This window comes from Methylophaga sp. OBS1 (assembly GCF_026319365.1).
In genome coordinates this window covers 659143-673997 of the sequence record NZ_JAPDMS010000001.1, presented here as the reverse complement: position 1 = coordinate 673997, position 14855 = coordinate 659143, and the positions used below count along the sequence as shown (strand labels likewise).

The window sequence follows — 14855 nt, the reverse complement described above, 5'->3', positions numbered from 1 at the left end:
TATAACAGTCATACCGATGTGGGCATCGTTGTCCCGGTAGCGGCTGGTAAAACAATGACAAATCGGTCATTATTAGAGCATCTGTACACAGACTATTGCATCTTCCGGGACACCAGAGCCCGCTGATCAGTAGTTGCTGTTTCTGACGCTGACTTAGACTCACAGCGCCGCTGTGATATGGCTGAGGCCACTGGCGTCAATGCCCTTAGGTTGTAGTGAGTAAGCTGCAGCTGAAATCCAACACATCCAAGTAGAGGACAATCAATGAAAGTTGCAGAGAATACAGTCGTTGTTATCGATTACACTTTGAAAGATAACGACGGTAGCGTCATCGACAGCTCTGAAGGCGCAGGCCCGCTGGCATACCTGCACGGTGCCGGCAATATTATTCCCGGTCTTGAAGACGCACTGCTGGGTAAAGAAGCCGGCGATGAAGTGCAGGCCAGTATCGAACCGGCTAAAGCCTACGGTGAGCGTCACGAACAACTGAAACAGGACGTGCCACGTGAATTGTTCAGTGGTGTCGATAACGTCGAGGTTGGCATGCAGTTCCAGTCCGAAACCGAACAGGGGCCGGTTCTGGTAACCGTCGTGGATGTCAAAGAGGAAAGCGTCACCGTTGACGGTAACCACCCACTGGCCGGCGTGCATCTGAATTTTGATGTGACCATTCGTGAAGTGCGTGAAGCCAGTGAAGAAGAACTGGAACACGGTCACGTTCACGGTGAGGGTGGTCACCAGCACTAAGGGGTGGCTTGACTGATTTTCAGTCAGCCATGTCTATGGAAAGACGGGCAAACAGCCCGTCTTTTTTGTCTGGACATTGACACATGCAGGATCTAAACACACTTAATCGCATTTTCGGGCGTGAAGATAAGGTCAGTTTTATCGAGGGCCCGTCTGGCATGCCTCTGATCCAGGTATCAACGGCCCGAGCACAGGCCCGTGTGGCACTCTACGGCGGCCAGTTGCTGTCATTTAAACCGGCCCGTGCCGACCATGATCTGTTTTATCTAAGCAAAAAAGCGATTTATGAGCAGGGTAAAGCGATTCGCGGTGGCGTGCCACTATGCTGGCCGTGGTTCGGCGATGACCCGGGTGACCTTGGTCGTCAGGCCCATGGCTTTGCCCGTAATCTGTTCTGGGATGTGCTCGATAGTCAGCTGCATGATGACAATGTTGAAATTACCCTGGGCCTGGAATCCACCGCCACCAGTAAACAATGGTGGCCAAGCGAATTTCGTCTGCGCAAAAAAATTCATATCGGCGACCAGCTGAATATTTCGCTCACCACTGAAAACAAGGGGGATATCCCTTTCAGTGTCTCTAAAGCCCTGCATAGCTATTTCCGGGTTGGTGACGTCAAGCAAACCCGGGTCAGTGGTTTGGATGGTGTTGACTACCTGGATAAAACGCTTGGCTTTGCTCGCCAGAAGCAAACCGGTGACATCACCGCTAAAGGCGAAACCGATCGGGTTTACCTCAATGCACCAAGCCGGGTAGAAATTGTAGACCCCAGCCTGAAGCGTCGTATTGAAATTGAACACCAGGGCGCGGACAACTTCGTGGTCTGGAATCCCTGGGACAAGGCCGCGCAGCTCAATGATATGTCTGCAGAGGACTACGAACAGTTCATCTGCGTGGAAACTGCCAATGCCATTGCTAACAGCATCATAGTGGCACCGGGGGCGGTGCATCATATGCAGGTGAGTTACCGCATCAATCCCGATAACTGAATACTGCCTATCCATTGGCTGATGTCGCCTTAATGAGTGTGTTTCAGAATTTGTTTGATAGCATCTGGGGAAACGAAACCCTGTTACTGATACTGGGGTTGCTATCCTTTGCCATGTTTGTCGGTAGCTTGTTCTTGATCCCTTTTCTGGTGGTCAGAATTCCGGTAGATTATTTCGCGCGAAACAAACGCCAGCGCTCACCCTGGGCGGAGCAGCACATTGTGATTCGCTGGGCTGTGATGGTCGTGAAGAATGTCTTCGGTTTGATTTTTGTGCTTATGGGGCTGGCGATGCTGGTCTTGCCCGGGCAGGGGTTGTTAACGCTGTTGATAGGGGTGTTATTGCTTAACTTCCCCGGTAAATACACGTTTGAACGCTGGTTGATTCAGCGGCCATCTGTCTATCGGGGTGTGGCGTGGCTTAGACGGCGGGCAGGTCGGGCACCGCTGGAATTTGACTAGTCAGCACCAGCGCTGGCGCAGCGCTTCCCGGTTCAGTGCCAGCCACTGTAATGCAATGATGGGGATGGCTGATTCAATCCGACCGTTTTCCAGAAGCTGCCAGGCTTCATCAAAGGAAACACTGCGGACGGCTATATCCTCATCCTCATGATCAAGGCCATGAATACCTCCGACTTCACTGGCATCGACACGGCCACAGAATAAGGTCAGATATTCAGAGGTGCCACCGGGGGAAGTGAAAAACTCACGGATTTTGATGATTTCATGGACTTCGCAGCCGGCTTCCTCCAGTGACTCCCGCCGTGCAACCGCTTCAGCCATCTCACCCGCTTCCATGGCACCGGCGACAATTTCCAGCAGCCAGGCTTGTTCCTGTTCCGCTTTGAGTACCGCACCCGCGCGGAACTGTTCGATAATAACGACTTCATCGCGCTGTGGATCATAGAGCAGGATGCCGACACAATTACCGCGATGGAAGACTTCACGCTCAACCGGCTGACTCCAGCCGCCCTCATAGAGTGTGTGCTCAAGGGTGTATTTCTTGACGTTAAAGAAGCCCTTAAAAGGCATCTCCTCTTTCAGTATGCGGAAACGTTTCTCGCTCATGATGGGTTGATGGCTTTAGCTGATTGCATGGGGGTGAAGGCCTGTTTGCTATCTATTCCCTGCAGGCGACGCAGTAGCGCAGTGAAGACAGCATCATCCTCGACATGCTCCAGTTTGACCGGCAGATAATTGAGTGCCGGAGCGCACCACAGCGTGGTTTCCCTGTCGCTGGGTTTTTCCCGGTGACGGGTCAGTCTGATGGTTTCAATCTGACCCATGGGTGTGGTGATGGTCTCTTTTCCCAGCACTTTGATTTCATAGGTCTTGAGGTGTCCGCCGTCGGCAATGCGGTAGTCGACCTGTTCGATACCCTGGCTCAGGTCGCGCATCAGACTGATTTGATAAACCAGTTTATCCAGTACGCCGGTCTCAATATCCAGTTGCCAGGGGTGCTCACGGTCGTCGATGCTGACTTTGTTATCTAGCCAGTTAAATTGCATCTGTAAAAACTTGTCTTTCTTACCGCCGGTGCGTTGATAACGGTAGCGCTGAGGTGCTACGCGGCCGTCAACCAGTTTCCAGACGCTGGTTTCTTCTATGACATCGGGCTTGAAGAATGAAAATACGCCTTTGGCCTGGGACACGGAATTGAATTTGCGTAAACCGTTGTCCTGAGTCTCGAGCGTGCGCTTGAGTTCACCGGCCTGAATGCCGTTGAGCTTAACCAGGTAGTTAGCGGAAAAGTCAGGAATATCCTCGGCCACAGCAAGATTGCTGAGGCAAAAAAGCAGGACATAGCTGAACATTCTGAGCATAATTATTCCGTTTGTTGCGAGACCAGCTTCTGTATGGCAGCCGGATAGAGCAGATGTTCCTGCTCCAGGACTCTTGCTGCCAGGGTGTCGGCATCATCCCCCGGCAATACCGGGACTTTGGCTTGTAATATTACCGGACCATCATCCAGTTCTGCTGTGACAAAATGCACACTGGCGCCATGCTCACTCTCACCCGCTTCGATGGCGCGTTCGTGCGTGTGCAGTCCCTTGAACTTGGGCAGCAGAGACGGGTGGATGTTAATCAGCCGACCGGCATAATGCGCAACGAAGTCCGCGGTCAGAATACGCATGAAACCGGCCAGAATGACATAGTCAGGCTGATAAACATCAATGGCTTCTGCCATGGCGGTATCAAATACCTCGCGGCTGGCGAACTGCTTGTGATCAATGACCTGCGTGTCGATACCGGCCTGTTGAGCAAATTCCAGACCGGCAGCCCCCGGACGGTTACTGATAACGGCGGCGATATCGACAGCCAGCTGACCTTGCTGCGCGGCTTCGACAATTGAGCGCATATTACTGCCACGGCCGGAAATCAGAATCACCAGCCGGGCTGAGCGACGTGAATCATTCATTTAATCGATGACCACGCTATCTTCATCGGTGCTGCGATCCTCAATCTGACCAATCAGGCTCGCTTCCTCACCGAGACCATGCAGCAGGCTGAGGGCCGTGTCTGCCTGTTCAGCCGAGACGACAACGACCATGCCGATACCGTTATTGAAAGTTCGGTACATTTCACTGTCTTCGACATTACCCTGTTGCTGGAGCCAGTCAAACACCGCGGGTCGCTGCCAGCTGTCGGCGGCAATCACGGCTTTTTTGTCCGCCGGCAATACGCGGGGAATATTTTCCAGCAGCCCGCCGCCCGTAATGTGGGAGAGGGCATGTATGCTGATTTTGTTATTGAGTTCAAGTAAAGACTTGACGTAGATCCGGGTGGGTGCCAGCAGTTTTTCGCCGAGCGTGCCGCCATCAAACTCGTCATCCAGGGCTTGACCACTGCGTTCCAGGATCTTGCGAATCAGCGAGTAACCATTGGAGTGAGGACCTGAGGAGGCGAGGCCGATGAGTTTGTCGCCTGCAGCCACTTTGCTGCCATCAATGACGTTGTCTTTTTCCACGACACCGACACAGAAACCGGCCAGATCGTAGTCACCGTCTTCATACATGCTGGGCATTTCTGCCGTTTCACCACCGACCAGGGCGGCGCCGGCCTGCAGGCAGCCTTCGGCAATACCCGACACCACAGATTCAGCAACATCAACATCGAGCTTGCCGGTGGCATAGTAGTCCAGGAAGAACAGGGGTTCGGCACCCAGTACGGCGATGTCGTTGGCACACATGGCCACCAGATCGATACCGATGGTATTGTGAATACCGGATTCGATAGCAAGACGCAGCTTAGTACCGACACCGTCGGTGCCGGAGACCAGTACTGGCTGCTTGTAGCGGTCCAGAGGCAATTCAAACAGACTGCCGAAACCACCCAGTCCTGCCATAACGCCCGGACGGCGGGTTTTGGCAGCATGGGGCTTGATGCGATCTACCAGTGCATTACCGGCTTCGATATCGACACCGGCATCACGGTAACTGAGAGAAGTGCGAGAAGAATCCGCGCGATCGGTCATGGTTTGTTCCTGAAAATAAATATGGATTGTTGACGCTTAAAAGTTCGATCCTGACGGACCGGTTGATAGGTCGTCACACGTTGAAAACAGCGTGTTAGAATACCACAATGCATCGACTATTTATTACCCTAATTTTACTCAGTCTGACCTGTGGCAGCCATGCCGCCGAGGTGGATAATCTTTACCAGGCTTCATCGCCGGTCAGTTCCCGCGATGCGCAGGAAAGGGCAGCATTGATGCCCCAGCTACTGCAACAGGTGATGCTCAAAGTGGTGGGTAATAAAGCCCTGCTGGAAACTGCAGCGCTGGCGCCGGTTCTCTCTGAAGCAGAACAGTACATGCAGCAATATGAATACCGCCGCACCAATATTGCGGCGGCAGATTTAACCCAGCCCGATCAACTTTCCCTCACGTTACGATTTGACCCCGCTGCAGTGAATCGGGCTTTAACAGCGCTTGAGCTGCCCATCTGGGGCAGTAACCGGCCTGATATTTTAATCTGGGCTGTCATTGAGGCCAGCGGTGAATCCAGCATTCTGGGACTGGAAACGGCGCCCATGGTCGTATTTCGTCCATTGAGTCAGGCCGCCGATCAGCGTGGTTTGCCCATCCTGATGCCATTGATGGATTTGCAGGATCAGCGCGCGCTGACGATAAGCGATCTCAAACAAAGTAATCAGGCTGCGATTGACAGTGCCTCTGATCGATACGGTGCCGACATTGTGATGACTGCAGTGGTGAAATTGAATGATGATGAGGCTCAGGTGTCATGGTCTGCTAACGGCGCTGGCCTGAATGACACCTGGCAGTCGCAGGGGGACGTGCAGGAGGCATTTGCTGCCGGGGTTGGCCATCTGGCTGATAAACTGGCGCTGCAATACGGGCAACGCGTGGATAACGGCGGTGAAGCTCAGAGACTGACCCTGCAAATAAAAGACGTGCTGAGTTACGCTGATTTCACACGCCTGATGACCTATCTGGAACAGCTTGAACTGATCAGCGATATCCGTGTTATTAATCTGGGTGCCCAGCAACTGGACCTGGATATCGCCTTCAGGGGCAGTCTGGAAGTGTTGCAAAGAACGCTCAGTGTTGGCAGTTTATTAGTCGAAGAACCGCAATCTAACAGCAACGATGCCAAACTTTATCGGTTAACACCTTGAGTCTGAAAGATATTCCCAATCTGATTTCCATGCTTCGCATTCTGCTGGTTGCGCCCGTCGTGTGGGCACTGGCATCAGAGCAGTTCCTGTTAGCCCTGCTGTTGTTCGCCGTGGCGGGGATTTCCGACGGGCTGGATGGCTTTCTGGCCAAGCATTTTCACTGGGAATCCCGGCTGGGTTCGATTCTGGATCCGATTGCCGACAAACTCCTGCTGGTCGCCAGCTTTGCGACATTAACCTGGCTGGGACTACTGCCAGTGTGGTTGCTCTGGCTGGTGCTGGCCCGCGATGTCATCATAATCAGCGGTGGGCTTGCTTATCATTACTATCTCGGACAATTCGATCTCAGCCCGTTGTGGAGCAGTAAAATTAATACCACATTGCAGATAGCACTGGTCCTGCTGGTGATGATCCAGCAACCGTGGCTGCCGGGTCTGGACAAGGTTGTCACGATTGGCATCTGGCTGGTTGTTGCCAGTGTCATTAACAGCGGCACGGAATATGTTCTGGTATGGGGAACAAGAGCATGGCGGCAGATCAAACAAAAACGATGAGTGACACCAATAAACTGATTTTACTGGTCAGTCTGATTGCGGGCGGCTGGTTGCTGTTCCAGCTATCGCCGGTGCTGATGCCATTTTTTATTGCCGCTCTGCTGGCTTATCTTGGTGATCCGCTGGTCGATAGACTGGAAAACTGGAAACTGTCACGCACCGTTGCCGTGACTGTCGTGTTTGCTGTGCTGTTTATCGCCATGATTATCCTGTTGCTGGTGCTGTTGCCGATGCTCAGTGGTCAGGTGACCAAGCTGTTTACCAATTTGCCGGGTTATCTCAACATGGCACAAAAAGCGCTGGAGCCGTTGCTTATCGGTGCGGGACTGCCCAGCGATGTGTTTAATCTGCAAACGCTGAAACAGGCACTCAACAACTACTGGTCTGAGATGGGCAATGTTGCCGGTGGTGTGTTCAGTTATGTCACCCAGTCCGGCATGGCACTGCTGCAATGGGTCGGGAACCTGGTGTTGATCCCGGTGCTGACGTTTTATTTGTTACGTGACTGGGATGTGCTCGTAGCGCGTTTTCGTGAGCTGTTACCCCGTCGAATATCGGGTAAATTCATCGAAATGTCACTGGAATGTGATGACATGCTGGCAGGCTTTATCCGAGGGCAGTTGATGGTGATGCTGGCACTGGCGATTATTTACACCGTTGGCCTGAGTCTTATTGGTCTGGAACTGGCACTGTTGCTGGGCGTGATTGCTGGACTGGTCAGCTTTGTCCCATACCTTGGTTTGATTGTCGGTATCGCGCTGGCGGGCCTGGCGGCCTTTTTCCAATTCGGCGAGTGGTTACCGGTGTTTTATGTGGTGATTGTGTTCACTGTTGCTCAATCAATAGAAGGCATGCTCTTGACCCCGCATTTTGTCGGCGAACGTATCGGTCTGCATCCGGTCGCGGTCATCTTTGCGGTATTGGCCGGCGGTAAGTTATTTGGCTTTACCGGTGTTTTGCTGGCGTTACCGGTGGCCGCGGTAGTCATGGTGCTCCTGCGTCATGCGCATCAGCGCTACGTCAGCAGCCACCTTTATTCCTGATTTTTCTGATTATCATGACGGTCGCCCAAACTCAGTTAACGCTGCGCCTGACGCCACAGGAAATTTATCGCCTGGATAACTTTCTGTTCGCCAAACCCGAAACCGAGCAGGCGCTCAAGGCGTTTTGTGATCTCGACAGTCTTGATTTTCTCTATCTCTGTGGCGAGGGTGGCACCGGTAAGACCCACTTGTTGATTGCTTGTGCTGAGCGCGTTCAGCAATTGGGCTACCGTGTGATCTACTTGTCACTGGCTGAGTTGACTCAAACTGCTCAGCCTGGGGTGCTGGAATCCCTGGAACAGGCTGACTTGCTCTGTCTGGATGATCTGGAAGCGATTGCCGGAAACCGGGAGTGGGAAGTGGCTTTATTCCACTGCTTTAACCGGCTGCACGATGCCAAAGGTCATTTACTGGTGGCCACTGAAAATAATCCGGCCAACACCCGAATTGAACTGCCTGATTTACGTTCAAGACTAGCCACCGGTCTAGTGTATCAGCTCACCAGCATGAGTGATGAACAAAAGCAGCAGGCTTTGATATTGCAGGCGCAGTCGCGCGGGCTGAGCATGAGTGACGAGGTCGCGCAATATCTGCTTCGCCATTATGGCCGTGATATGCCGGCACTGATGACGGTATTGCAGCAGCTCGATAAAGCCTCACTGCAGGCCAAGCGTCGTTTGACTATTCCTTTTGTAAGGCAGGTGCTGGGCAATGGCTAAAAGCCATCTCAGCCTGATTCTGCCTGATGCTGCCGCTGTATTTGCCAATGAACTGAATCGGGCCTTATGGCCTGACGCACTGCACAAAATACTTAATAAAGCCCGTTTTCAGCCCGATAGTCGCGCTTATTATCTGCATTTACTGGCTTTATTTTCCGAATCTAATCAAGCGGCCGGTTTGCCGGTAGCGCAGCTGCGCGGGGGCAGCGTCAATTCACTCTGTGCTGATCCCTGTTACCTGCACCCGGATCGGGATCAATTGCTGCTGTTTTATCGTGATCTGGATATCACGCTTGAAGAAGCGCATGCATTCGCCTGCCGTATTCAGCCTTTGCTGGATGCGTACCAGGGCCACCTTAACGTGATCAGTGCCGAGGAGTGGTTACTGGAACTGCACAGCTTGCCCGAGGTGGACTTTACGCCCAAAGAAGGCCTTAATGGTCTGCCTGTGAGTGATAAGCTGCCACAAGGTTTACAGGCAAGCGACTGGATAAGACTGTGGAATGAAATCCAGATGCTGCTGTTTGATTGTCAGGAAAATCTGGCCCGCGAACAGGCTGGCAAAGTACCCATCAATAGTCTCTGGTTCTGGGGGCAGGGCAGCTTGCCGACGCTACAATCATGGCCGCATGTATCCGGTGATGACAAGGTGCTGGCGAAACTGGCCAAAGAGAGTCACTCGGTTTTTCACGCTGTGGTGTCAGCCTATCAAGAGATGGCAGGCAAACAGGCACTTCATATGATCAAGTTTGAAATCGAGCAGGACTGGCAGCAGCAACTGGATGATTTGCTTGATAACTGGCTTGTACCAGCCTTTCAGGCACTTCGTCGCGGCCAGCTTAAAGAGCTGGATATCATCATACCGGAGTGGGGCCGTTACCGGTTGACACCAATGAAAAGCTGGCAAGTGTGGAAATGAAACAGGTCGACATCAAACAACGCGATAGTAGCGGCTGGGAGAACCTGCCGGAGCACTGGCCGGACTGCCTGCGCCGGGTGCTGGCCGCCAGAGGTATACAAAAGGCCGAAAACCTGTTTTTTGAATTGACTGATTTGCCCCGGCCCGAGCAGATGCTGGGTATGGAGCAGGCCGTAGCTTTGCTGCTTGAAGCGATAGAACAGCAATGGAAAGTCACCGTCGTCGCCGACTTTGACAGCGATGGTGCCACCAGTTGTGCACTGGCCATTCGTGGGCTCAAAGCCATGGGACTGAAAAATATCGACTTTATTGTCCCCAACCGCTTTGTTCACGGTTACGGGCTGACGCCAGAACTGCTCGATGAAATCCCCACTGACAGCCAGCCGGACTTATTGCTCACGGTTGATAACGGTATTGCCGCAGTGGCGGGGGTGGATGCCGCCCGGGCGCGTGGTATTAAGGTATTGGTCACGGATCATCATCTGGCCGGTGAAACCCTGCCGCAAGCCGATGCCATTATTAATCCCAATCAGCCCGGTGATAATTTTCCCTCGAAAAACCTGGCCGGCGTTGGCGTCTGCTTTTATCTGCTGCTGGGGCTGAGACAAGCTTTACGTGAGCAGAGCGGGTTTGAACAGCAGGGGATAAAACAACCCAATGTCAGCGACTGGCTGGATCTGGTGGCGCTGGGCACGGTGGCCGATGTGGTGCCGCTGGATCAGCTTAACCGGACTTTAGTGGATGTGGGCCTGAAACGGATGCGCCAGCGGCGTGCCTGTGCCGGTATCCTGGCTTTGGCTCAGGTAGCCGGCCGTGAGGCCGTCAAGTTGGCCAGTCCGGATTTAGCCTTCAGCATCGCGCCCAGGCTCAATGCGGCGGGGCGGATGGATGATATGGGCCTGGGCATTAACCTGCTGCTCTCTGATGACTGGCAGCAGGCGCTTTCTGCAGCCGCACAACTGGACCAGATAAACCAGGACAGGCGCAGTGTCGAACAGCAGATGCAGCAGGATGCGCTAAGCATGCTCGAAAAACTGTCACTGGACGCCGATAACACTGCCCCCGGTTTTTGTCTGTTTGACTCAGAATGGCATCAGGGCGTGATTGGTTTACTGGCTTCACGGATCAAGGAAAAACTGCACCGGCCGGTGATTGCCTTCGCACCGGGTAATGAAGGTGAAATCAAAGGCTCAGCGCGCTCGATTGCCGGCGTACATATTCGTGATGTATTAGCCCGTATCGCTACCCGTCACCCGGACATGCTGCAACGCTTTGGCGGCCATGCCATGGCAGCCGGGTTAACGCTGAAACAGGATGATTTCCAAACCTTTGCCCATGCCTTTGAAACCGTGCTCACAGAAATGGTCGAACCGGCGGTTTACCAGCAACACCTGCATTCCGATGGTGAACTGCATCACGGTGAAATCAATCTCACTCTGGCTGAGCAATTACCCAACGCCGCCCCGTGGGGGCAGGGTTTTGAAGAACCCCGCTTCCATGGTTTGTTTGAAGTCGCTGACTGGCGTCTGGTGGGGCAGGAACAGGACCATTTACGTCTTAGTTTAAGCCTGCCCGATAACCGGCAAATCACCGCCATGGCCTTCAGGCAAGGCAAGCCCGACTGGCTGGAGCGGGGCACACAAGTCCTGATTCGTTACCGGCTGGCCGTGAACGAATTTCGGGCGACTAAATCGGTGCAGTTTCTGGTGGATGATTTATTGCAGCCAGATTGATAATCAGCAAGAGAAAAGGTCAGTTAGTATAAACCCGGATGAAGGGTAAATGTGTTCTCATTGAAACATGCTTGTTTCAATAAAAATAACTGGCCCCCACCCAGACAAGGGCAACAAGCAGGAAAGATATCGTGGCTGTCNGCGTNTTGTATTGCTGAAACCACTTTTGTGCTTGATTGCCCAGCAGCCAGACAAGTAAGCCCAATCCGAAATAACGGGCAGCCCGAGCAAGTGACGTGGCCACAATGTACAACGAGAAGGCATAGCCCGTGGCGCCAGCTGCCAGCATCGCGATCTGAAATGGCACAGGGGTGATACCAACACTCAATACGAACCAGAAGCCTTGTTCATGGATATCGGCGCGGATGCTATCGAATTCCGAAGGTGATGCAAGCCAACTTACCAACTGGTCACCTATCTGCTCGAAAAGATAATAACCGAAGAAATACCCCAGAGAAGCACCGAGCAGACAACCCAGAAGTGCTGACAGGCAAATTGCCCATAATCGATCGCGACGACTCTGCAGTAGCGGGATCAACATGGCCTCAAGAGGGATGGGCAGGATGAGTGACTCGAGAAAGGAAATAAATCCCACGCCCACAAGAAGGTGACGAGAATAAATCAGCTTTTCGCAGGCCTGCTTGAATTTTTGAAAGATGACATTTCCTTATGAATAGCCATGGTGGGAGCAATAAGTATAAGCTTTTCCATAAATGGTGCTACCGGCTCTGATTAGCCGCGATCAGTGATCTGACGAACGACTTCGATTTTTAATTCTTCGGGATAACGTTTGTCGCTCATTTGCACCTCTCTGAGTGCCATTTTAATGGCTGAGAGGTGTCTAGCAAATCGGTGGCTATTCAGGTTTACCCCCATGATGGCCTCCAAATTAAACACGATGACAAGAGTACTATTAAGGAGATCGAGGTAATGTACAAACGGATTTTTTTGTTGTCACTAGGAATTGTTTATCTGATTGCTGTTTATATTGTTTTTTGGGTAAAGGTTGATTCTGTCGAAGACATTCAGAGACTTCATCGTTATGAAGGAAAAATATTAGCTTTTGAGTGTGTTGATATTGATAAGTCCAGAGGAGCTAGAGAGACACGATTGAACACACTTCTGTCCACGGAAGAATACTTAAATTTTCGACTACCTGATAAGCAATGCGATGATTTCTATGAAAAAGTACAAGAACCACTAAAAAAGCAGTTTGTGGGGCATTTTATAGCTGCTAAAGTTATGCAGTTAGAAATAGGAGGGGTGGAAATAGTAAATTTTGATGAAGAAAAGAGAAGTGCGAATATACTGGCTTTGTGGATATTAATATTTCCTTTTGCAGTGATATGTGCGCGTAAGTACATGATTTACCGAAAAGAAATTAATAAAGGCAAAGTCTAGTATGAATATGAAATGAAATACAATAACGCAATTAATATTACGGATAGATAGCCGGTTATGTAAGAGCGGATAATATTGAAGTTATCGGAATTCAGGAGACTGGATGTTTAAGTGGTGTGTCGCTTTATTGCTAATTTTCTTATATCAATACTGGGTTTATTCCCTCTTTTGGACAGATGCTAATGCCGTCTCAGAAGTAGAAGGTGTCCAACACTATTCTGGTTCAATTTCTAGAATAGAGTGTTCGACATACAAGAAAAAATTTGGAGTAACTAATGATAGGGTTTATATAAAATTAGAATATGGGCAGGAACTAAGTTTTCTTGATCGGGGGGTAGCCCGAAAGAACTGTAAAGATTTCTATCAACAACTTGAGGAAATGCTCTTAGGAGAAAATAGTGGTGGTAAACGACCACTCACAACTGAAATTCGTGGAGAGATGTATCCCGAGCTTGTATTCGAAGGTTATTTCTTGGGAACTGCTCCATTGTTTGTCAGTTTTGATGGGCAGGAGTGGATTAATTTTCAAGAGCAAAAAGAAAGTCAGCGAGGGTTTGCTCTTTTTCTATCTCTGACTCCAATCTTTTCAATTCTATTTGTGATGGTAATTAGAAGACTGAAGTACCGATAATTTACACCACAGTTCCAACTGGATGCATCCTTGGCTCTATATACATATAGTAGTTCGAGGAAATACAAGACTAACTATATCTTCTTCGCTGGAGTCCAAACAGGCTATTTCCGATAATGACAACATTCTTACAATTGAAATAAATTACTGAGCATAAGTTGAAGTCGATAATTATCATCTTAATTTCAGGGTTCTACTTACTTGGTGTTTATTCTCTTTTATGGGTTAAAACGGATAAGCCTTCCGAGGTTCAGCGGCTAAACCTTTATCAAGGAAAGATACTAAGTTTGAAATGTTATCTTACGGACAAAGGTAAAACTGAAGAATATCGAATCATGGTGAATCTCGATAATAGTCATAACCTTGACTTTTACTTTCCGCATAAAACGTGTGATTACCTGTATAAAAATATACCTTCTCCGAAAGGATTGTATTTTGAGGGGTATTTTATAGCATCGACTCTAATGCAGCTTAAAATAGGAGGTAGAGAGCTAGTGTTGTTCGATGAGGAAAAAGAGCGTGCAAACATCTTTGCTCTTTATGTAGCGATCATTCCATTTATCGGTTACGCACTTGTTAAGCTGCTCCGGACTAGAAGAATAAAAAATGAACAGAAGTCATCTTCGTAAGCGACTTAACATCGCTTCAAAGAGAACTACGCTAGAATTTTTTTTCAGGTATTGCCTGGCTTTCGCACTCATCACTATAACCGGATGTAAAGCTGATGGGATAGGTGGCATGACGTTGAATGAGGTATTTAGCCCTGAGGTGAGTCGGTTTGTTGATGCTGTCATCGATAATGACTACCAGCGGGCGGATAAGCTGCTCAAGGCCGGCGTAGATATTAATGCCGTAGGCAAGGAGGGTATCACACCACTGTTCTGGCTAATCTCTGAAGAGCATGCCAATGATCTGACCGCCATCGAATTTATGTTAAAAAACGGCGCCGATCCCAACTATCAAGATCCTGAGCGAGAAGTATCAGCCATGTGGCTGGCCTCAGGCGGGAACAAGCCAGAATTTTTGAAGCTTCTTATTCGTTATGGCGGCGATGTCAACCAAATAGGTAGACGTGATGAGTCTATGCTGATGGTGGCTTCAGGTCAGGGGCGGTTGGAGAATATCCAGATTTTATTGGATAACGGTGCTGATATGACATGGAGCAACCGGTTCGGAGAGACTGCGGCATCTATGTGTCTAACTCCTGGCCGATTTGATTTAACAGTCTTTTTTTTGGAGCAAGGTTTTGATGGTGATCTCCAGACGCTGGCCGCTTATGTTGAGGGTGCTATGGCAAATGCGGAAATGCAACCCTACAAGGAGAAGGCTATCGATATTTTAAGGGAAAAGGGGGCAGAGTTTCCTGCCAGTGGTCGCTTAAAACGGCATCTAGCAAAACATCCGGCAACTGAAGCAGAAATTGAAGGTATGATTTACGGCAGGGTGATGTATTAGCGTGGTAGCTTGGGCTGATTTATCAAG

At 50.5% G+C, this 14855-nt stretch carries 19 protein-coding genes; 13 read left to right on the top strand and 6 right to left on the bottom strand.

Translation table 11 applies throughout. The features are described from left to right. Nucleotides 1-264: 264 nt before the first annotated feature. From OMQ46_RS03260 to OMQ46_RS03250, 3 genes are all read left to right on the top strand, one after another. Nucleotides 265-747 (top strand): FKBP-type peptidyl-prolyl cis-trans isomerase, encoded by a 483-nt coding sequence (locus tag OMQ46_RS03260; RefSeq protein ID WP_266235817.1) that lies wholly within the window; start codon nt 265-267, stop codon nt 745-747. An 83-nt stretch (nt 748-830) separates the two neighbouring features. Continuing rightward, nucleotides 831-1736 carry a D-hexose-6-phosphate mutarotase gene (locus tag OMQ46_RS03255; protein WP_266235815.1) on the top strand — a complete coding sequence of 302 codons (906 nt, stop codon included), beginning with the start codon at nt 831-833 and terminating at the stop codon, nt 1734-1736. A 32-nt stretch (nt 1737-1768) separates the two neighbouring features. Beyond that, nucleotides 1769-2197, top strand: coding sequence for a PGPGW domain-containing protein (locus OMQ46_RS03250; RefSeq protein WP_266235813.1), 429 nt, complete (start codon nt 1769-1771; stop codon nt 2195-2197). Here the strand turns inward: OMQ46_RS03250 and OMQ46_RS03245 are convergent, their stop codons facing one another. Genes OMQ46_RS03245 through purM form a run of 4 tightly spaced genes read right to left on the bottom strand, consistent with a single transcriptional unit; the run spans nt 2198 to nt 5210 of the window. Beyond that, entirely contained in the window at nt 2198-2803 is a 606-nt protein-coding gene (locus OMQ46_RS03245; protein ID WP_266235811.1) for an NUDIX domain-containing protein, read from the bottom strand. It abuts the gene before it with no gap. After that, on the bottom strand, nt 2800-3558 hold the full coding sequence (locus OMQ46_RS03240; RefSeq protein WP_266235810.1) for a DUF3108 domain-containing protein: 759 nt from the start codon (nt 3556-3558) through the stop codon (nt 2800-2802). Before OMQ46_RS03240 ends, OMQ46_RS03245 begins: the two co-directional genes overlap by 4 nt. 2 nt (nt 3559-3560) lie before the next feature. Further along, nucleotides 3561-4154: a phosphoribosylglycinamide formyltransferase gene (gene purN / locus OMQ46_RS03235; RefSeq protein WP_266235808.1), complete on the bottom strand. Its 594-nt coding sequence runs from the start codon at nt 4152-4154 to the stop codon at nt 3561-3563. Further along, on the bottom strand, nt 4155-5210 hold the full coding sequence (gene purM, locus OMQ46_RS03230) for a phosphoribosylformylglycinamidine cyclo-ligase (protein ID WP_266235807.1): 1056 nt from the start codon (nt 5208-5210) through the stop codon (nt 4155-4157). It abuts the gene before it with no gap. A 107-nt stretch (nt 5211-5317) separates the two neighbouring features. Here purM and OMQ46_RS03225 point away from each other — a divergent pair, with 107 nt between their 5' ends. Genes OMQ46_RS03225 through recJ form a run of 6 tightly spaced genes read left to right on the top strand, consistent with a single transcriptional unit; the run spans nt 5318 to nt 11341 of the window. Beyond that, nucleotides 5318-6373, top strand: coding sequence for a DUF2066 domain-containing protein (locus OMQ46_RS03225; protein WP_266235806.1), 1056 nt, complete (start codon nt 5318-5320; stop codon nt 6371-6373). Beyond that, the gene (locus OMQ46_RS03220) at nt 6370-6927 is read left to right on the top strand and encodes a CDP-alcohol phosphatidyltransferase family protein (RefSeq protein ID WP_266235804.1); all 558 of its coding nucleotides are present in this window, start codon (nt 6370-6372) and stop codon (nt 6925-6927) included. The genes OMQ46_RS03225 and OMQ46_RS03220 overlap by 4 nt, the downstream gene beginning before the upstream one ends. Further along, a complete protein-coding gene (locus OMQ46_RS03215) occupies nt 6900-7970 on the top strand; it encodes an AI-2E family transporter (protein ID WP_266235802.1) in 1071 nt (356 codons plus the stop codon). Before OMQ46_RS03220 ends, OMQ46_RS03215 begins: the two co-directional genes overlap by 28 nt. Before the next feature lie 14 nt (nt 7971-7984). Further along, a complete protein-coding gene (gene hda / locus OMQ46_RS03210; RefSeq protein ID WP_266235801.1) occupies nt 7985-8689 on the top strand; it encodes a DnaA regulatory inactivator Hda in 705 nt (234 codons plus the stop codon). Continuing rightward, entirely contained in the window at nt 8682-9608 is a 927-nt protein-coding gene (locus OMQ46_RS03205) for a hypothetical protein (protein ID WP_266235800.1), read from the top strand. The genes hda and OMQ46_RS03205 overlap by 8 nt, the downstream gene beginning before the upstream one ends. After that, nucleotides 9605-11341 carry a single-stranded-DNA-specific exonuclease RecJ gene (gene recJ / locus OMQ46_RS03200; protein WP_266235799.1) on the top strand — a complete coding sequence of 579 codons (1737 nt, stop codon included), beginning with the start codon at nt 9605-9607 and terminating at the stop codon, nt 11339-11341. The genes OMQ46_RS03205 and recJ overlap by 4 nt, the downstream gene beginning before the upstream one ends. 76 nt (nt 11342-11417) lie before the next feature. Here the strand turns inward: recJ and OMQ46_RS03195 are convergent, their stop codons facing one another. Both OMQ46_RS03195 and OMQ46_RS03190 read right to left on the bottom strand, forming a co-directional pair. After that, complete coding sequence (locus OMQ46_RS03195) at nt 11418-11882, bottom strand: YqaA family protein (protein ID WP_266235798.1); 465 nt, start codon at nt 11880-11882, stop codon at nt 11418-11420. Between the two features lie 191 nt (nt 11883-12073). After that, nucleotides 12074-12217 (bottom strand): hypothetical protein, encoded by a 144-nt coding sequence (locus OMQ46_RS03190; protein ID WP_266235796.1) that lies wholly within the window; start codon nt 12215-12217, stop codon nt 12074-12076. A 54-nt stretch (nt 12218-12271) separates the two neighbouring features. Here OMQ46_RS03190 and OMQ46_RS03185 point away from each other — a divergent pair, with 54 nt between their 5' ends. From OMQ46_RS03185 to OMQ46_RS03170, 4 genes are all read left to right on the top strand, one after another. Further along, nucleotides 12272-12742, top strand: coding sequence for a hypothetical protein (locus tag OMQ46_RS03185; protein WP_266235794.1), 471 nt, complete (start codon nt 12272-12274; stop codon nt 12740-12742). 103 nt (nt 12743-12845) lie between these two features. Continuing rightward, nucleotides 12846-13373 carry a hypothetical protein gene (locus tag OMQ46_RS03180; protein WP_266235792.1) on the top strand — a complete coding sequence of 176 codons (528 nt, stop codon included), beginning with the start codon at nt 12846-12848 and terminating at the stop codon, nt 13371-13373. A gap of 158 nt (nt 13374-13531) precedes the next feature. Continuing rightward, a complete protein-coding gene (locus OMQ46_RS03175) occupies nt 13532-14002 on the top strand; it encodes a hypothetical protein (RefSeq protein WP_266235790.1) in 471 nt (156 codons plus the stop codon). Nucleotides 14003-14111: 109 nt separating this feature from the next. Then, nucleotides 14112-14828: an ankyrin repeat domain-containing protein gene (locus tag OMQ46_RS03170; protein WP_266235789.1), complete on the top strand. Its 717-nt coding sequence runs from the start codon at nt 14112-14114 to the stop codon at nt 14826-14828. The last annotated feature ends 27 nt before the right edge of the window (nt 14829-14855 follow it).